General features: G+C 56.8%; 18 protein-coding genes. 10 read left to right on the forward strand and 8 right to left on the reverse strand.

Going from position 1 to position 18,391, the window contains the following annotated elements; all coding sequences use genetic code 11:
- Positions 1-14: 14 nt before the first annotated feature.
- From WG915_RS10525 to WG915_RS10535, 3 genes are all read right to left on the reverse strand, one after another.
- Positions 15-1,997 (reverse strand): hypothetical protein, encoded by a 1,983-nt coding sequence (locus WG915_RS10525; RefSeq protein WP_339565340.1) that lies wholly within the window; start codon positions 1,995-1,997, stop codon positions 15-17.
- Between the two features lie 102 nt (positions 1,998-2,099).
- Entirely contained in the window at positions 2,100-2,522 is a 423-nt protein-coding gene (locus WG915_RS10530; protein ID WP_339565341.1) for a lactococcin 972 family bacteriocin, read from the reverse strand.
- Between the two features lie 403 nt (positions 2,523-2,925).
- Positions 2,926-3,876, reverse strand: coding sequence for an acyl-CoA thioesterase (locus tag WG915_RS10535; RefSeq protein WP_339565342.1), 951 nt, complete (start codon positions 3,874-3,876; stop codon positions 2,926-2,928).
- 149 nt (positions 3,877-4,025) lie between these two features.
- On the opposite strand from WG915_RS10535, the gene WG915_RS10540 reads away from it, so the two are divergent.
- The 4 genes from WG915_RS10540 to purM all read left to right on the forward strand — a co-directional run bounded on the left by WG915_RS10540 (position 4,026) and on the right by purM (position 7,892).
- Positions 4,026-4,409, forward strand: coding sequence for a sterol carrier family protein (locus tag WG915_RS10540; RefSeq protein WP_445227830.1), 384 nt, complete (start codon positions 4,026-4,028; stop codon positions 4,407-4,409).
- Between the two features lie 83 nt (positions 4,410-4,492).
- On the forward strand, positions 4,493-5,209 hold the full coding sequence (locus tag WG915_RS10545) for a VIT1/CCC1 transporter family protein (RefSeq protein ID WP_339565343.1): 717 nt from the start codon (positions 4,493-4,495) through the stop codon (positions 5,207-5,209).
- 72 nt (positions 5,210-5,281) lie between these two features.
- Positions 5,282-6,781 carry an amidophosphoribosyltransferase gene (gene purF, locus WG915_RS10550; RefSeq protein ID WP_339565344.1) on the forward strand — a complete coding sequence of 500 codons (1,500 nt, stop codon included), beginning with the start codon at positions 5,282-5,284 and terminating at the stop codon, positions 6,779-6,781.
- A gap of 40 nt (positions 6,782-6,821) precedes the next feature.
- Positions 6,822-7,892, forward strand: coding sequence for a phosphoribosylformylglycinamidine cyclo-ligase (gene purM, locus WG915_RS10555; protein ID WP_339565345.1), 1,071 nt, complete (start codon positions 6,822-6,824; stop codon positions 7,890-7,892).
- A 307-nt stretch (positions 7,893-8,199) separates the two neighbouring features.
- Here the strand turns inward: purM and WG915_RS10560 are convergent, their stop codons facing one another.
- Together WG915_RS10560 and ygfZ are read right to left on the reverse strand one after the other, a co-directional pair.
- On the reverse strand, positions 8,200-8,412 hold the full coding sequence (locus WG915_RS10560) for a DUF3073 domain-containing protein (RefSeq protein WP_339565346.1): 213 nt from the start codon (positions 8,410-8,412) through the stop codon (positions 8,200-8,202).
- Between the two features lie 229 nt (positions 8,413-8,641).
- Positions 8,642-9,703: a CAF17-like 4Fe-4S cluster assembly/insertion protein YgfZ gene (gene ygfZ, locus WG915_RS10565; protein WP_445227831.1), complete on the reverse strand. Its 1,062-nt coding sequence runs from the start codon at positions 9,701-9,703 to the stop codon at positions 8,642-8,644.
- A gap of 44 nt (positions 9,704-9,747) precedes the next feature.
- Between ygfZ and WG915_RS10570 the strand changes: the two genes are divergently transcribed.
- Positions 9,748-10,629 carry an aminodeoxychorismate lyase gene (locus tag WG915_RS10570; protein WP_339565347.1) on the forward strand — a complete coding sequence of 294 codons (882 nt, stop codon included), beginning with the start codon at positions 9,748-9,750 and terminating at the stop codon, positions 10,627-10,629.
- Here WG915_RS10570 and WG915_RS10575 read toward each other — a convergent pair whose 3' ends face one another.
- On the reverse strand, positions 10,630-11,262 hold the full coding sequence (locus WG915_RS10575; RefSeq protein WP_339565348.1) for an FABP family protein: 633 nt from the start codon (positions 11,260-11,262) through the stop codon (positions 10,630-10,632).
- Between the two features lie 34 nt (positions 11,263-11,296).
- A complete protein-coding gene (locus WG915_RS10580; RefSeq protein ID WP_339565349.1) occupies positions 11,297-12,058 on the reverse strand; it encodes an LmeA family phospholipid-binding protein in 762 nt (253 codons plus the stop codon).
- A 37-nt stretch (positions 12,059-12,095) separates the two neighbouring features.
- Here WG915_RS10580 and mshD point away from each other — a divergent pair, with 37 nt between their 5' ends.
- The 5 genes from mshD to pstB all read left to right on the forward strand — a co-directional run bounded on the left by mshD (position 12,096) and on the right by pstB (position 17,431).
- On the forward strand, positions 12,096-13,064 hold the full coding sequence (gene mshD, locus WG915_RS10585) for a mycothiol synthase (RefSeq protein WP_339565350.1): 969 nt from the start codon (positions 12,096-12,098) through the stop codon (positions 13,062-13,064).
- A 209-nt stretch (positions 13,065-13,273) separates the two neighbouring features.
- Positions 13,274-14,371: a phosphate ABC transporter substrate-binding protein PstS gene (gene pstS, locus WG915_RS10590; RefSeq protein WP_339565351.1), complete on the forward strand. Its 1,098-nt coding sequence runs from the start codon at positions 13,274-13,276 to the stop codon at positions 14,369-14,371.
- Positions 14,372-14,609: 238 nt separating this feature from the next.
- Positions 14,610-15,671 (forward strand): phosphate ABC transporter permease subunit PstC, encoded by a 1,062-nt coding sequence (pstC, locus tag WG915_RS10595; protein WP_339565352.1) that lies wholly within the window; start codon positions 14,610-14,612, stop codon positions 15,669-15,671.
- 10 nt (positions 15,672-15,681) lie between these two features.
- Complete coding sequence (gene pstA / locus WG915_RS10600) at positions 15,682-16,605, forward strand: phosphate ABC transporter permease PstA (RefSeq protein ID WP_339565353.1); 924 nt, start codon at positions 15,682-15,684, stop codon at positions 16,603-16,605.
- 49 nt (positions 16,606-16,654) lie between these two features.
- The gene (pstB, locus tag WG915_RS10605) at positions 16,655-17,431 is read left to right on the forward strand and encodes a phosphate ABC transporter ATP-binding protein PstB (RefSeq protein WP_339565354.1); all 777 of its coding nucleotides are present in this window, start codon (positions 16,655-16,657) and stop codon (positions 17,429-17,431) included.
- 215 nt (positions 17,432-17,646) lie between these two features.
- Here the strand turns inward: pstB and phoU are convergent, their stop codons facing one another.
- Positions 17,647-18,387, reverse strand: a complete 741-nt coding sequence (phoU, locus tag WG915_RS10610; RefSeq protein ID WP_339565355.1) for a phosphate signaling complex protein PhoU — start codon at positions 18,385-18,387, stop codon at positions 17,647-17,649.
- Between the last annotated feature and the right edge of the window lie 4 nt (positions 18,388-18,391).

An 18,391-nucleotide genomic window follows, 5' to 3' on the forward strand; every position in this document is an offset into this window, starting at 1 on the left:
ACCTTTGTCAGTTGCTAGGGGTGCTTGATCATTTCGAGGCTGAGAGTTTGTTCTCGCCTTCTAAGGGCAAGGCCTCCCGCAGCAAGAGATAGGCAAAGCACCACGATTCGTGCACACCAACCGATGAGTGTGGATGCCGGCCCCAGCGTGAAAGCGATAGCTGTAAGGGGCAGAGTCAATAGGAAGAAGGATCCGTATCGTCGCCATAATGGGGCACCATGTATGTGTTGGACGAATAGTGGCTGACGTCGTCGTTCTGCATAGACTGCAGCGAGCAGCGCCCCAATGCTCGCAGTGATAAGCGTGAGAATACTGGTAGAAATTGCATGATGCACAATTCTTTGTTGAGCTTCGACTAATTGTGCACGAGCGGAATCTTGAGGTTGTTCGAACCATGCCACTAAGCTGTGAGCAGCGTTTTCTCTCAATTTATGTAGAAGTTCTTCCTTCTCAAACGCAAAGAGTTCGGCACCACTAGAGGTTAATGAAATGTGGGAGTAGGAGGAAAGAGCTCCTGTGGGAATGATCAGAATTATGGGGTCGAATACCGGTCCGGGTGGGAGAGTGCGGTTTCCGGTGGCAAATATCGAAATAGGTGAGTCAGCGTCATATTCTTGAGCTTCAACGTCTGCCAGCGGGATTGTCGTCGAGATGCCGTGGCGTGAGTCTAGCTGCCGCTCAAACTGAAGTCTGTCTCGTACCTCGGATTTCAATGTCTCAGTTTGATCTTTTTGAGATGGTGGCACGAGAATGCGAGCACTGTTCGATGGGAGCGGGGTATCGAGCAGCCCCAGGTGCTGAGCAGACGTGGGGTTAAGAACGATGCATGGTCGTGGTGCGGTGATGTAAGGAGACCGGCCTGGTAGGTCTAGTGCGCTCAGAAATAGGCGGTTATCGCTGTCGGCTGCATCAACGAACGAGCGCCATGCAGGTAGTGCGGTGCGCACCTCTGACTCTTTGGTGCCCCAAAGCGCAATCTCAAAAGCGTCGGGCCCCTCGTTCGTATAGGCGGCCGCCTGTTTCGCAGAGTGGGCCTGACGCAACGCTGACTCAGAGTAGCCGAGTCCGATGAAGGCACTGCTGAGTACTAGCGCAAGTGTGATTGTGGATGCCAGGAACACGATTCCCAACGGACGCTTGCCTTTAACCTGGTCCAGAACACGCGGCACTGCGGTAACAACAATCCCCACTGCTGCTGAAGTTGCACAACCTGCGAGTGCTCCGACGATTGCCACTATCAAAGCGAACACTAGGCCGGGGAAAGCGAAAAGCTGGGTGCCTCCCCACCCAAGGAGTCCGACGATAGCCCACGCTCCCCAACCTAGGAGGACTGTCAATAGCCCAAACAGCAGGTAGCGGGCAGATTCGGTTGCTGTAATTGTGAGTGGCTGTGCCCCGTGTAGAGACTTGACGGCTCTGACGCGGGAGGTTGTCGAAGCCGACACTAGTGCAGCAACAAACACGGCAAGCACGCCGCCGACCTGTAGAAACCAGAGCGGATCGGAAAAATATTCCTTGGAAAGCAATGATGCAGCTACGGTTGAGCTGTCCGCACTTACTGAGAAGTATTCTTCTGCAGTCGTGATGAATGTACTGACGTCACTGCTGGCCCCGTACAACGTCCATTTTCCTAAGGGGGAGGCATATTCGGCGGGCATGTGTTGTACGTCGGTGGTGGAAAAGCCATACTCAGCATATGCGGAATCTGGGGATGGTGCAGTCTCTCCGGCCGGTAGGCGGGTCTTAGGATTCAGCACCGCGATCACGCGATGTGGGGCACCTGTTTCGTTCGTGTAGGACACCTTTGCCAGCTGCACCTGATGCTGGTTGGCAAGGCTTACTAGCGTTTCGATATCTGAAGTACCAGAATCCATCACGGACATTTGCCCATCGGCCCCAAAGGGATGATTCTCTTCAACTTTTAGGGAAAACTGGCCGGCAAGTGTCACAGCAATTGCGATGTTGAAAAGAAGTGCTAAGCGTAACAACCAGTGCATTTCGGCTTTCAGAGTATGTTTGTGCAGGCGAGAAAAACTGTTTCCTGTTTGGGACGCTCTTCTCGCCTGCAGTAGTTTCAGATGAACAATCTTTGGGACTAACTAGTCAGCAAACCAGTAAAAAGATTGATCAACTTCGTTTTCAACGGCTGGTAGTTCTGCGTGAGACCAAGCGCCACCCGTGAATACGGCGCTTCGATCTGTTTCGCCGTGTGCGTTGGTGACTGATGAGCCGTGTGGTCGAGAGTCATGGAGAAAATCTGAGTACACGACTCCACCGCCATTAGGGCCGGTAGTGCCGTAGTTCCACGTTCCTCCTTCCGGATGGTCTGTTGCACGTGGTTGCACAATGCCTGCGTTGTCATCTGCGACTTCGCTTCCCCATTCGGTTGTGTTCTCGGGTAGTGCTTGGTCTCCTGTGGCGCCAGCAAAGCCTGCACTTCCGAGCGCTGTCATGGCGCTGATTGTGGCGATGGCGGCGCCAATAGTGAGTTTTCTCAGCTGCGAGTTGAGTCGTACGGTCATGGGAAACTCTCCTTCTGGTGTGTGGTGGGAGATTGGCGGAGTGTCAATGTGAAACCGTGCATCGAGACCACATTCCCAAGGTCTCGATCGTTGCGACTGTTCTCCCTAAATCGATCAGAGGATTGAGTCGCACAATTTGGGATGATTTATCTGACACGCCTAGGGGGATGCAATCTGCCCATTATTGAACATTAAGTTCTTTTGATAGGGCAGTGACTGTAGGTTAACCTTGCCTAACTATGTGGGCAAGGATTCTGGAGAAATTAATTAACGCCCCCCCAACTGGGTGTAATTTTGGTTGGCTGGGAAATCTGATGTATATGCAATGGTGGAAGAGGATCTTGTTCTAGCCAGAAAAAAATTTGCCCCGCCTTGACTAGGGCGGGGCAAATTTTGGTGCACACTAATCCACGTGAAGCACTGACTTCTGTTCAGTAAGCGGCTTAGGCGAGTATTCGCCCCGCAACGCGCGTAGCTTGGCTGCATGCTCGTAGAGGCGAAGATCCTCCTCTGTTTTTGGTACAAACTGGCGAGCGGGCAGCGGCACACCATCGATATCCACGCCCACGTAGGACACGGTTGCGTGGATCGCGGTCTGTAGGGCGGAGCGACCACCACGAGGGGCGCCGGAGCGTACGTGAATCGACATTTGCATGCCGCGGGAATCAGTTCGCATCAGGCGGGCATCGACTTCAATGAGGTCACCGATCTGGATGGGGCGGTAGAAGCGGATGCCACCGGCGTAAACAGCAACGGTGTGCTCGCCGGACCATTCCATCGTGCAGGCAGCTCCTGCTTCGTCGATCCACTCCATGGCGGTGCCGCCATGCACTTTTCCGCCCCAATTGACGTCGGTAGGCTTAGCCAGGAAACGGGTGATCAGGCGAGGCGCGTCGGAAGGTCCGTCGTAGGTCTGCTTTTCCATCTCCTCCTCAATCGCTTTGCGCAACTCGATTCGAGAGAGGGCCGCCTCGTAGACGCGCTGTTCTTCCTCGGTTTGTGGTTCGTACTTTGGCACCTCGACAGCTTTGCCGGTCTCGGTGTCTTTGGCGACGAAGATGACGAGGCAATCACAAGCACGGGTGTAGATGCCTTCGCGTGGATCGGCGGAGTAGACCTCGTTGACAATGTGCATGGAGGATCGGCCGGTCATGGAGATGCGGGATCGAACTTCTACCATGTGGCCAGAGGGGATCGGGCGGAAGAAGTGAATGTGGCCCACGTAGGCAGTGACACAGTAGGTGCCGGCCCAGGAGGTGGCGCAGGCATAGGCAGCCTTGTCGATCCATTCCAGCACGCGACCACCATTGACTCCGTGGTTTCCGGCCATGAGGACGTCGGTTGGCGCTGCCATGAATCGAAGGGTGACGGCTGGATTTCTATTTGACAATGTTGTGGGCTTCCTGTGGGGACGTGGCGGTTGTGTACTGCGCAATTGAACATAAACATGTTAACTCTAGGTACCCTCGCTGGGATGAGTGGGTACAAGTTTAAGGGAAGAAATTGTTGAAGCGATCGGCCCCAGAGCCAGGGGGAACTAGGGAAGCGGTCCAGAGGGTGCGTGCCTGGATTGACGATCCAGACATGCAGCCGTTACCCAGTCGCGCAGAACTTGCGCTAGCTGTGCGCCTGACTGCACGCACCCTGGAGCATCTGGCCCCTGGGCATAGCGTCGAAGTCCGGGTGCCACCGTTCGTCGCTGTCCAATGCATAGCGGGCCCGCGGCACACAAGGGGCACTCCGCCCAACGTTGTTGAGATGCGGCCAGAGATTTGGCTGCGCCTGGCTGCTGGTGCAGTGACCTTTGAGCAGGCGCTTAGCGACGGCCATATCGAGGCCTCCGGTACCCGCGCGAATGAGATTTCGCACTGGCTACCCTTAGTTTGAGTAGCCTAAACTTCGTTGTGACCTGCGGAAATACCATCTATCCTTTGTGTAGTTGACAAATTCACAAAAGGGTAGGGATAGCGATGCTAGATCAGACGGTCGAGTATTTCGAACCACACGCGACAAACGTCAATTCCAAGTTGAATTGGCTGCGCGCCGGGGTGCTCGGCGCCAACGACGGCATCGTCTCTGTGGCCGGGTTGCTGATGGGTGTGGCTGCGGCCGGAGCGGGCTCTAAGGAGCTGATGACGGCTGGCATGGCGGCGGTTGTCTCCGGTGCTGTTTCGATGGCGTTGGGCGAATACGTCTCTGTTTCCGCGCAGCGAGACACCGAGCAGCAATTGGTGGCAAAGGAGCGCTGGGAGTTGAGTAGATTCCCGGCGCAAGAGCACGCAGAGTTGGTTGGGATTCTCGAGGAAAAGGGTATGTCCTACCAGACCGCTGAGGCGGCGGCCACTGAAATGGAAGAACACGATGCGCTGGCTGCTCATCTGGATATGGAACTTGGCATGGATGCCGAGGACTTTACTGATCCGTGGGTGGCCGCCGGTTCCAGTGCGATTAGCTTTGTGGTCGGCGCGTTGATCCCATTCCTGTGCGCGATGTTTGCTCCGGCTGGCGTGAAGGTGTGGGTGATTTTGGTTGGCACGCTTTTGGCGTTGTCCATCACCGGTGGTCTATCTGCGAAGGTCTCTGAATCCAGCAAGTCTCGTTCAATTACCAGGCTGCTCGTCGGCGGCGCATTGGCGCTGGTAATTACCTATGTGATCGGCTGGCTATTCGGCGTTTCGGTGGCCTAGCGGCGCTCAACGCGGAGCCTGTTTTCGGGGGTCGGCTGGGCGTTATGGTAGTTGAGGGCTAGACAGGCTACGATGAACACCGTGGTAGACAACGGTACTTTTATCCGTCCGGATCTTGATGACCACGGTGAGAACGCCCCTCGTGAAGAGTGTGGCGTATTCGGCGTGTGGGCTCCGGGCGAAGATGTCGCAAAACTCACCTATTACGGCCTATACGCTTTGCAACACCGCGGTCAGGAAGCGGCGGGCATTGCGGTAGGTGACGGCGACTCCATTGTCGTATTCAAAGATCTTGGTTTAGTTTCGCAGGTCTTTGACGAGCAGTCTCTCAGCGCCCTCAAGGGAAATCTGGCAGTGGGGCACACCCGCTACTCAACTGCCGGCGGTGTGTCCTGGGAGAATTCCCAGCCGATGTACCGCGTCACCCCGAACGACGTTGACGTAGCCCTGGGGCACAACGGCAACTTGGTGAACTACCTTGAGCTATTGGATGAGGCTGCCGAACTTGGCCTGGTTAAGAAGGCGACGCAGCCTTCTGATTCGGACATCATGACCGCCCTGCTGGCGCACAATGCGCGCGACGGCAAAACCATCTTTGAGTCAGCTAAAGAATTGCTTCCGCGTATCGAGGGTGCATTCTGCCTGACCTTCATGGATGGCAACAGCCTCTACGCAGCCCGGGATCCGCACGGCGTCCGCCCGCTGTCCATCGGGCGCCTCGACTCTGGCTGGGTCGTGGCTTCCGAAACCTGCGCACTCGACATTGTCGGAGCTTCCTTCGTGCGCGATGTTGAGCCAGGTGAGCTGCTGCGTATCGACGCCGCCGGCATCCATTCAGTCCGCTTCGCAGAACCCAAGCGCAAGCTGTGCGTTTTTGAACACGTCTATCTGGCCCGTCCAGACTCGGTGATTGCGGGACGCTCCGTCCATGCGAGTCGCGTTGAGATTGGCCGTCGATTAGCGGCGGAATGGCCGGCAGAGGCCGACATGGTCATGCCGACACCGGACTCCGGTACCCCGGCAGCTGTCGGATACGCGCAAGCTTCGGGGATCCCTTTTGGCCTCGGATTGGTGAAGAACGCCTACGTGGGCCGTACCTTCATCCAGCCAACCCAGACGATTCGTCAGTTGGGTATCCGGTTGAAGCTGAACCCGCTTAAAGCAGAAATTGCTGGTAAGAAGCTCGTTGTTGTGGATGATTCCATCGTGCGCGGCAATACCCAGCGCGCCCTGATCCGGATGCTTCGTGAAGCTGGCGCTGCCGAGGTGCATGTTCGCATTGCGTCGCCACCTGTGAAGTGGCCATGCTTCTACGGCATCGACTTCGCCTCGCCGGGCGAGCTCATTGCGAATAACGTAGATAGCAATGACGAGGCCGCCATGGTTGATTCCGTGCGCGTTGCCCTCGGAGCTGATTCGCTCGGCTACGTTTCCGTCGAAGGCATGGTGGGAGCGACCGAACAAGAGCGCAGCAATCTGTGCTGCGCTTGCTTCGATGGCAATTACCCGCTGGGCTTGCCGGAAGGCAACGCAAATGCGGAGCTCGTCAAGACCATGCAGGCTGACAACTAATACTCTTTACCCACCACATCCAGGAGAAGTGAACTTCCCAATGACCGAATCCAACGAACAAGTAACCTCGTACGCTGCGGCTGGCGTCGACATCGAAGCTGGCGACCGCGCAGTCGAGCTGTTCGCGCCATTGGCTAAGCGAGCCACCCGCCCTGAGGTTCGGGGAAGCCTAGGTGGGTTTGCCGGGTTGTTCGCGCTGGGCAAATACAAGGAGCCATTGCTCGCAGCAGGCTCCGACGGTGTGGGCACCAAGCTCGCAGTCGCTCAGGCCATGGACAAACACGACACCATCGGCATCGACCTGGTAGCAATGTGCGTGGATGACCTGGTGGTCTGTGGCGCCGAGCCACTATTCCTGCAGGACTACATTGCCATCGGCAAAGTTGTGCCAGAGCATGTTGCGCAAATCGTTTCCGGAATCGCAGAAGGCTGCGTGCAGGCAGGTTGTGCTCTCCTCGGCGGTGAAACTGCAGAGCATCCTGGCGTAATGGAACCTTCACATTACGATGTCTCCGCAACCGCAGTCGGCGTCGTCGAGGCGGAAGATGTACTCGGCCCAGACCGTGTCCGTGCCGGCGACGTTTTGATCGCAATGAAGTCCTCTGGCCTGCACTCTAATGGTTACTCCTTGGCTCGCCACGTGCTGCTAGAAAAGGCCGCCCTGCCTCTCGACGGGCACATGGAAGAACTCGGACGCACGCTCGGCGAAGAGCTGCTCGAGCCAACCAAGATCTACGCCTTGGACTGCCTAGCACTGGCTGCCGAATGCGAAGTGCACACTTTCTGCCACGTCACGGGTGGCGGACTCGAAGGAAATATGGTTCGCATCATTCCCGAAGGCATGGTTGCAGAAATGTCCCGCAGCACCTGGACCCCGGGCCCAATTTTCCGCACCATCGAAAAGCTCGGGCAGGTGCCTCGGGAAGAGATGGAAAAGACCTTCAACATGGGTGTCGGTATGGTCGCAGTAGTCGCAGCAGCCGATCGTGATCGCGCCTTGGCGATGCTCACAGCTCGCCACATCGATGCCTGGGAGCTAGGCACCGTGCGTGCGGCCGCCGAAGGTGAGACCAAGCGGGCGATCCTGAAGGATTCCCACCCAGACGCCTAAGCACTCTTTTTTGAGAACCCACCTTTTGCTTCCTGATCCAAGCTGCGAAGGGTGGGTTTGATGCTTTTCGGGGGTTTGGGCGCGCTATGTGGAATTTGTCATTCGGTGTGGAGGTTTTTCGCTGATTTGCGACCTTCCGGTGTGAGAAATTCGACGTCGGCGCACGAACCCTCGAAAGCCCTCCGATCGGCATTCCAAAGCACAACTGGGACGCGTGTGTAGGCAGAACAGGCGCAGTGAACACGAGAAAACGAGGTAAGAGAGTTTTTCTCTTACCTCGTTACACGCTTTGAGAGTTATTGAGCGCTTATTTGCGCCCAGATTCAGGAGTATCTTCCCATTCGTCTTCTACCCACTCGGAGTATGGATCCTCGTAGTCATCGGGCTGGCTGTAGGAGGTATCCTGGCTAGCCTTTCCCGACAACTCGCGTTGCAGCGAGTCCAAATCCATATCCGGCGTGTTGTACTTTAGCTGACGAGCAACCTTGGCTTGCTTAGCCTTGGCACGGCCGCGACCCATGGCCTGACCCCCTTGGAGTAAACGGGGCAGACGAAATTCGTCTCCCCAGGGCTTAATATCTATATGTGTGTATTCCTGTAAGACACAATAGCGGGTAGTGACGAAAAATGCTCAAACGGGGCTATGACCGGCCGGGATGTTGGGCATTTTCCTGGGTCCTGTTCTGGTCATGACTGCTTTTTTGTTAAAACAGGCCTCGAAAGCGTTGCTACCCCCACGGCGGGAGTAATTAGGACTGGCCTCGTAGTCGGTTGATGGCTGCGCGTCCGGGTCTTTCCGTGGTGTCATCGGTAGGCAGCGAAGCTGAATCGACGGCAGCGGAGACGTCACCAATCAGTAGCTCGCTGCTTAGGGCGGAGCGCTTAATTAATGCAAGGGCGATGGGCCCGAGGTCGCAGTCATCGATCACAGTTCCCAGTCTGCCTACCTTGCGGCCACCCGCAGTGATCTCAGCGCCAGTGGTTGGCAGGGTTGGGGCGGAGCCATCGAGATGGACGAGCACGAGTACCCGGGGGGAGCGCCCGAGGTTATGGACGCGGCTGACGGTTTCTTGTCCTCGGTAGCAGCCTTTGGCCAGGTGTACCGCTGCAGGATTGCTTTCTGAGCCGATGAAGTTGGGGACTTCGTGGGGGATTGACTTGTCGTCGAGGTCAGCGGCTAGCTCAGGTTCCAGCGCTTTCACGCGTTCCGCGGTGAAGGCCATCAGGCCGATAAGAGTGGCGCCTGCTGCCTCGAGTTGGGAAACAGTGGCGTCGATAAGCGTGTGGTCGACGGCGAGATCAACACGGCGTGGGCCCGCCCAATTCACCTCGCGGGAGAATGCGCAGTCGGGTAGCGGGATGGGGGCGCCGAGGAGCGTCAGCAGTGCGAGGTTCGTCTCGCTGATCGTCACCTCGGACCAAAACACCATTTTCTGCAGGTAGCTCATCAGTGAGGCTGCTTGCGCCCGAGGAACATCGAGGTAAAAGGTGTCCTCGGTACGCGTGATGTCCGCATGATGCAGAATGCGCCCCTGACCGTCCAAGTCGAGTGCCTGCGCGGAGAAGCCCGGCAGGACATCGTCGAGCTTCTGGGAGAGCAAGTTGTTGAGGAAAGTCGGAGCGTCTGGGCCGGCAACAGAAATGATGCTGCGCTGGGAACGATCTACCACGCCTGTTCCGGTTTCGATCACGCGCTGTTCCACCAGCGGGGCACCGTAGTGCCACGCGACCCCCTCGTGATCCACTGGCGATGGCTCCTGCAGCGCTGCGGCGTGCGGACGGGACAACAATTGCGAGTTTAGGTTAGCCACACAAACGATGTTAGCGCGAGTCAAAGCAGCGTAGCCTAGGAGGCATGAGCACACATGCTGTTGCCCCTCTGATCTACATTCTGGAGCCCTTCGGCGGGTCAACCCGCGAACACAGCTTGGCCCTGCCGATGATTTTTTGGGATGACGCTGCTGTCACTCGTGGCGATGGCGTTTTTGAGTCCATCCGCATTATCGATGGAAAAGCAAAGAACTTGCACAAGCATGCGGAGAGGTTCGCTAGGTCAGCGGCCATTTTGGGGCTCCCTGTGCCTGATAGCCAGCACTGGATCCATGCGACCGAGGAAGCTGCAGCACAGTGGGCAGAAAAGAACGGCCCTCTCGAGGGCGCCTGTACCTGGACCATGTCACGAGGGCGCGCGAGCCGGCCGGATCTTCCTACGACTTGGCTAGTGGTTAAACCGCTGTCAGATGAAATCTATCGACAGCGTAAGGAAGGGGTGAAAGTACTCACCGGGCCACGAGGCTACCAACTCACCGAATCCGCGCCATGGAGTGTCGCGGGAGCCAAAACCCTGGGGTACGTGGAGAACATGGCCGCGTTGCGGTACGCCCGCCAGCAGGGCTTTGATGACGTCATCTTTCGGGATGGGGACCGCGTCCTAGAAGGTGCCACCTCCACCATCATCAGCGTGCGAGGTACAAAACTGCGCACCCCGACCCCGGGTGGAGAGATCCTCGCGGGCACTACCCAGGCAGGGATCTTTGAGTACGCGGTCAAGAAAGGGTGGACTGCGAAGACCAAAGATCTAGAGGTTTCGGACTTGCTCAAGTCTGAGAGTGTGTGGCTGGTGTCGTCAACACGCGGTGCAGTCCTTGTGACGCAGTTAGACGAACACAAACTCAAGCCGGCGGGTGACCTCGAAGCTGCGCGCCGGATGCTGCAGCGCGCGCTCGAGAAGTGCTAGCTAGCCGATCACACGCTTGAGCTGTGCAGACATCCGAGGGCGCAGCTCCCCAGCGACCATGCGCTCGTCGACCCAGCCCAGCTCGTTGGTAGGCAGCAGCCCATAAAGACGCTTACCCGGACCAAGCGAAGACGGTCCCGACGCCGTCACCATGGTGGAGGCGCTCTCCAGCTGCCACGCGCGCTCGTTGAGTGGATTGCCATAGAAGATCTCTACTACGCCGGTGGAATGGCACACGATGTACTCAATCTCATCGTTGAGATCAATACGCAAGAAACCCGTCTCACGCATATCTGGTCCGGCGGCATTGCCGTCCTCGTCCAGCTTCCACTGCCGAGAATTGTAGGCAATGTAGTTCTCGCCGTCGTGTGCAAAAGTGATTTCTTGACCGAAGCTGTATTGCCCGTCCACGGCGGTGTCTGCTTGACCTTCGCCGCGCCAGACCCCGATCAGAGGTAGCAGCGCCAGCAGTCCATCGTGCAGGTTTGGGCCGTGGCGCAGATTTGCGGTGTCATCCGGAATTGGCAGCTCGCCAAGGCCGGGAATGTTGCGATCCGCAGTCTGCTTGGATTGCTCAGCCGCAAGGTTTACCGCGTCAGAACCGCTCAATTTGTTCTCTGGGGTTTCACTCATGACTAATAGCCTAGCGGTGCGGTGGGGTCCGTTGCTAAGGCAGATATGTAGCAGGCTTAGAGATTGGGGAGAGATTACTGGCGTCGATGGTGGTGTTGCGCTGTTCCGTCTCAAAGTAGATGGAACCGCCGCTGCAGTACACGCGGTTAGTCAACGAGGGCAGCGGTAGTGTGCGGCTGTCGATGGTCCAACTGAACGCATCCTGGGCATCCTTTTCCCGGCCGGGAGGGACGTTGAGGTAGCGGTCCGGTGACATCGCGATGGTGGTGTCAGAAATCCGCAGCTTTGCGACGACCGTGATCGGCTTCTCAAAGCCTGCCGGAGTGCCTGTGAGCTGCACCTCCGAGGAGGGGCCGCCAGAAGGCGAGATGTCATAGGGGTTGGAGATGTCGAGGTCTGTGATCCCTAATTGCTGGCCCATCGCTACTCCATCGAGGCGCAGGTTGCGGGCAACCAATTTTGCGGGCACCTCGCTGAGCTTGCCGCTAAAAATCTCTTTACGGTCCATTTCAAGATCCGTGACCTCGGTGCGTGCGTTCACCATTCCAAACCCAGGGACGTCGACGTCTAGCATTTCCGCAGTCAGGGTCGGAGTTGCCTCCCGCCAAATATTGGCAAAGTAGGGAAAGCCGCCCACATAGATGCGCGGGGCGACGCTGAGCCGCGAGTGGGCCTGTGCGTCTTTGGCAATGGTTCGCTCCGCGCGCATGGCGAGTGCGTTGTCTGCGACCCACAACAGTGCCAGCAGGACAGCAACGATGCCGAGGGCTGTGGCGAACCGGGAGGAAATCTTCACGTCTTTATTCTTACCGGATGCGTTACCCTCGGTGGGTATGACTGCTGAAACACCGGTATTAACTAGCCTTTCCGAACAACCCGAAATGGCGGAAGGGGTCACGGAGCTGATCGCCCGGGCGGAGGCGAACGATCAGGTGGCTCCGCTTTCCGAGCAGTTCTTGCTTGGACTTAGCGACGCAAGAATCGGCCAGCAACACCTAGTGCTCAGTGTCGAAGGGAAGCCCGTCGGTCTGCTGGCGGCTGAGGTGACTCCAGAAGGGGCGGTAGCTGAACTCGTGGTGGATCCGGGGTGGCGGCGCCAAGCCATCGCAACTGAATTGCTGCGCGCAGCGATGGGCCGATGGCGGCGGGTTGATCTTTGGGCACATGGAAACCTGCAGGCAGCAATAGATTTTGCGCAGAAGTTCTCCGCAGAAAAAACGCGAGAATTGTTGGTGATGCGGTTGGAGGAGCACGTTGCCTCTGCGCACATCCCTCCAGGTTTCGAGTTGCTGACGCTCAATGCTTCCCGGGAGCGTTTCGGGGCTTTCGCTGATTCGGAGCTGCTCCGCGTAAATAATGAAGCTTTCGCTTGGCATCCCGAGCAAGGTAATTGGGAGCCTTCGCGTTGGCAGCGGGCGCAAGAGGTGGAGTGGTTTGATCCCGATGGCGTGTTCTTGTTGTGGGGTCTACCGGGGGTACTCGGAAAGGGGCAAACGGGGGAGAACTCCCCACAGTTGGTGGGTTTTCATTGGACTAAGTGCGTTAAGTCACAACAGGTAAATGTGGGGGAAACTCCGGGTGAAGTTTATGTGGTTGGACTAGCTGATGCTGTACGCGGCAAGGGGCTGGGCAAAGCAATCATCCTGGCGGGCATTAATTTCTTGCAGGAAAACTGTTCTGAACAGGTAATTTTGTATGTCGAGGCGGACAATCTCGCAGCCGTGACTGCCTATGAAAAGCTTGGGTTTTTCCTGGCAGAAACCCACGCCGTGTACCGGTTTTGCGCACAGGGAAGGGGCTGAAACTAAGGGACTTAAGTGTGCAAAGTTCCCTGGGCGAAACTCAAATTCACCAAAAGTTAACCTTGCCGGTTCCTTTTAGAAACTTGAAACCCTTAGGTTGCTAAGCGAAGCAACGTCACGCAGGATTCCTGCATCGTGAGGCAGTCGGTCCGCGCCGACAGTCAGGGCGTTGTCCAAAAAATCCAAATTACTGCACCGGAGGAAATCCCGTGATTCGCAACTTCAAGCGCACCGTCGCTGTTCTAGGCGCCGTCGCCGCTGGTTCTATCGCCCTGACCGCTTGCTCTGAAAGCTCAGAAGGTACCGATGCTGGTACCAAAGTCGAGGGCCTGTCCGGCACCACCGGTCAGCTGGTAGCTGAGGGTGCTTCTTCTCAGCAGAAGGCTGTTGACCTTTTCGGTGTCAAGTACTCTGAAGCAGTTTCCGGCGCTACCTTCGCTTACACCCCATCCGGTTCCGGCTCCGGCCAGAAGCAGTTCATCGCTGGCCAGGTTGCGTTCGGTGGCTCCGACTCTGCACTGAAGGACGATCAGGTAGAGGCTGCTAAGCAGCGCTGTGGTGGCAATGACGCTTGGCACCTGCCAATGGTTGTCGGCCCAGTTGCAGTTGCCTACAACCTGCCAGGCGTTGACAAGGTAGTGCTCACCCCAGAGCTGACCGCCAAGATCTTCAAGGGCGAAATCACCAAGTGGAACGATCCTGCAATTGCTGAGGTTAATAAGGACGCGAAGCTCCCGGACACCTCCATCAAGGTTGTCTACCGTTCCGAGGAGTCCGGCACCACCGATAACTTCCAGAAGTTCCTGAAGGCCACCTCCAATGGCGTGTGGGAGACCACAGGCAAGTCCTTCCCAGCAGCTACCGGTGCAGGTGCTAACGGCTCCACGGGTGTTGTTGGTGAAGTAAAGGCCACCGAAGGTGCCATTACTTACGTAGAGTCCGGCTTTGCTAAGGACGCTGAGCTTGGTATCGCCGACCTAGACTTCGGCAATGGCCCAGTTGAGCTCAACTCTGAGACCGTCAATAAGGCGCTGGCAAAGGTGGAGTACAAGGGCGAGGGCCACAACATGGTTGTGGATTCCACCAAGCTCTTCGAAATGAAGGAAGCTGGTGCGTACCCACTCGTACTCACCACTTACGAAATCGTTTGCTCCGCTGGCTACGACGCTGAGACCTCCGGCCGAGTTAAGGACTTCCTGAAGGTTGCCCTGGCTAACCAGAGCTCCGACCTCGAGGCTCTGGGGTATATCCCAGTCTCCGGTGAGTTCAAGGACAAGCTGACCGCAGCTGTCGACGCAATCAAGTAACTAACTTGCACTGGGGAGTGATCGACCTCAACTGAGACCACTTCCCGAATGTCCCAACAATTGCTGGGGCACCACTGCCCCCGTTGAGCATCAATCCAACGGGGGCACTTTGGTGGGTATCAGTAGCACAGCCAAAAGAAACTCGGATCTGAAGAAAATAGGTCCGATCGCCACTCTCAGGTTGTTGATCCTCACCGGTAACACCCACATCACTAGAGCTCTAAGGAAATTCTCCCGCATGGCTGAACAACTTGCTGGCCAGAGCGTAGACCTCATCAGAGAGGACCGCGGTGACGATGTCATCGCAACCACTACTGGTGCAGGCCACGCTAAGCCTCCTGCTCCCGTAGCAACCAACTCTGGTTCGGTGAAGCGACCTGGGGATCGAATCTTTGAATTCCTCTCCACCGCTTCCGCATTTACCATTTCGATCATTATCGGCGCCGTCGGTGTGTTCCTCTTGTGGCGCGCTGTCCCGTCAATGGCCAATAACGCTAACGGTATCGGTGGCTTCTTCACCTACTCCGGCGACTGGAACACTGCGGACACCTCCGCGATGTACTTCGGTATCCCAAACCTGCTAGCGGTGACATTCACGGTCTCGATCGTGGCGCTCATTATCGCGATGCCGGTTGCGCTTGGAATTGCCATCTTCCTCTCCAACTACGCACCGAAGCGCCTAGTGAAGCCGCTCGGATTCTTGGTTGATCTCCTTGCCGCAGTTCCCTCGATCGTTTACGGCCTCTGGGGCGCCAAGATTCTCGGCCCGGCGCTCTCGGGATTCTTCGAGTGGATCAATAGCTGGGGTAACGGTTTCTTCCTGTTTGCTCATTACGCCAATTCTCCTTCTTTCGCTACCTCGCGAAACATGCTCACTGGTGGCATAGTGCTCGCAGTCATGATCCTGCCGATCATCGCTGCGACGGCCCGCGAAGTATTCGTGCAGACCCCGAAGGGGCACATCGAATCCGCTCTCGCTTTGGGTGCCACCCGTTGGGAAGTCGTCAAGCTCACGGTGTTGCCATTCGGCCTGTCAGGTTACATCTCCGGCAGTATGCTCGGCCTTGGCCGCGCGCTCGGTGAGACGATGGCGCTGTACCTCGTTGTTTCCCCGTCCTCCGCGTTCCGTGCTTCGCTTTTCGACGGCGGCACGACCTTCGCAACCGTCATTGCTAACGCTGCACCTGAGTTCAACAACGACATGAAAGCCGGCGCATACATCGCCGCAGGCTTGGTCCTGTTCTTCCTGACGTTCCTTGTGAACGCTGCAGCCCGTGCCGTTGTTAAGAAGAAGAGTTAGGTAACTGAATATGTCACACGCTGTAGACACTCAGACTGCAGACGCACCTTTGGGCCAGAAGTCTGCGTTCACGCACATCTCCTCGAGGCGCAAAACGACCAATGCGATCGCAGCAGGCATTATCTACTTTGCCATGTTCCTGGCATTCATCCCGTTGGTATGGGTGCTGTATGAAGTGATCTCCAAGGGCTTTGGCCCCGTTCTCAATGCTGACTGGTGGGCGAAGTCTCAAAAGGGTGTCCTTTACACCCTCCCTGGCGGTGGTGCTGCTCACGCGATTATCGGCACCTTCGTTCAGGCAGGTATCACCTCAATCGTCTCCATTCCGATTGGAATTTTTACCGCTATCTACTTGGTGGAATACTCCAATGGCAACCGACTGGGCCGGATCACCACTTTTATGGTTGATATTCTGTCCGGTGTTCCATCCATCGTTTCCGCATTGTTTATTTACTCGGTGTGGATCGTCCTCTTCGGTTTCGAACGCTCCGGTATCGCAGTTGCGCTGGCTTTGGTGCTGTTGATGGTTCCCGTGATTGTCCGCAATACGGAAGAAATGCTTCGGGTGGTGCCACAGGATTTACGCGAGGCTTCCTATGCCCTCGGCGTACCAAAGTGGAAGACCATTGCCAAGATCGTATTGCCGACCGCACTTTCCGGCATTGTCACTGGTGTCATGCTCGCCATCGCCCGTGTGATGGGTGAGTCCGCTCCAGTGCTCATTCTGGTGGGGTCCACTCAGGCCATCAACTGGAACCCAATGAAGGCTCCGCAGTCCTCACTCCCGCTGATGATGCTGGACATGTACAAGGCCGGTTCCACTCAGCCAGTCATGGACAAAATGTGGGGAGCCGCCTTCACCCTGGTCGTCATCATCGCCGTGCTCAACATCGGTGCACGCATCATTTCCGCGAAGTTCTCGGTTAAGCAGTAACTTCTTCCCCTCGCTTTCGAAAACATTCAAAACTTTCAAGGAGACACCGATGGCTAAGAGCCTCGATCTGAAGAACGTCAACATTTACTACGGCGATTTCCACGCAGTTCAGGATGTAGACCTGCACGTGCCACCAAAGTCCGTTACTGCATTCATCGGGCCTTCCGGCTGTGGCAAATCTACCGTGCTGCGTACTCTCAACCGGATGCACGAGGTCACCCCGGGCGCTCACGTTACTGGCGAAATCCTGCTCGATGGCGAGAACATCTATGGCCCAAAGGTGGACCCAGTATCCGTGCGCAACACCATCGGCATGGTGTTCCAGAAGCCGAATCCATTCCCAACGATGTCCATCGAAGAGAACGTTGTTGCCGGTTTGAAGCTATCTGGCGAAAAGAACAAAGCCAAGCTGAAGGAAGTAGCTGAGCGTTCCCTCCGCGGAGCCAACCTATGGGAAGAAGTGAAGGATCGCCTGGATAAGCCAGGTGGCGGCCTTTCTGGCGGCCAGCAGCAGCGCTTGTGCATCGCTCGCGCGATTGCTGTTGAGCCTGAGGTGCTGCTCATGGACGAGCCATGCTCCGCGCTGGACCCGATTTCCACTCTCGCGGTTGAGGACCTGATCCATGAGCTGAAGGAAGACTTCACCATTGTGATCGTTACTCACAACATGCAGCAGGCTGCTCGCGTATCGGACCAGACGGCCTTCTACTCGCTCGAAGCTACTGGTAAGCCTGGCCGGCTCGTGGAGGTTGGCCCGACCAAGAAGATCTTCGAGAATCCAGATCAGAAGGAAACCGAAGACTACATCTCGGGTCGATTCGGATAGTTCTTCGCCACCGCACCCAAGTTTTCCCTGGGTGCCTCATAGCCTTGGGAGGGCCCCGGCCTTCTCTCCATAATCTTGTTCGGTGTTGTATCGGCAGTGTGGCGCTGCCTGAAGACGCAGCACCGGGCAACGTGCAGGATCCTTAGAGCACGAAATACAGATAGGGTGACTTCCGATTTTTGTGGAGTCACCCTATCTATTCGTGTGGCCGCGGTTTAGCGGGGAGAATCGGAGTTGAAGCGAGCCTCCAGCTCGGTGAAGCGCTTCGCCCAATCTGATTCTTCCTTCTCTTGGCTCCGGCGCTCCTGATATTCGGTCGGCGTCAGCCCGGTAGTCAGATAGACGATGCGCTCCGAAACGTTCACGGAGTGGTCCGCATAGCGTTCTAAGAAGCGTCCCAATAGCGCGACATCCACCGCTTCGACGGTGGAGTAAGGCCACTCACGTCGAGTCAACATGATCATCAAGTGGCCGTGAATGTCATCCACCAAGTCATCATCAGTGACGAGCACCATCGCGATGTCCGCATCTGGGTTCTCCAACAGGTAATGAACCTTCTCGCCCATCTCGGAGATTAAGCGGGCCATTTCCGCGAAATACGGCAGCAGTGGCTGTGGCACGGCGCTCGCTGGGTGGCGACGCCGGGCAGATTTAGCCACGTGTTGCGCCAAGGCCCCCATCCGGGCGAGATCATCGACGATGTAGATCGAAGAGATGACCTGACGTAGATCGCGCGCTAGCGGCCCCTCCGTGGCGAGTAGCTCCACCGCGCGCTGCTCGCAGCGCTGCTGAATCTCCTCTAGCTCTTCGGTCATTGAGAGGGCATCTTCTGCAGCTTGCAAGTCAGTTTCCAGCAAAGCTTGCAGGCTTTTGTCCATGACCGTCTGGACAGTGCCACATAACACGATCAGGTCATGGGCGAAGGCGTCCAAATGTTGTCTATAAGCGGTCCGCATGAAT

The sequence above is a fragment of the Corynebacterium sp. H128 genome (assembly GCF_037482625.1).
Taxonomy (GTDB): domain Bacteria; phylum Actinomycetota; class Actinomycetes; order Mycobacteriales; family Mycobacteriaceae; genus Corynebacterium.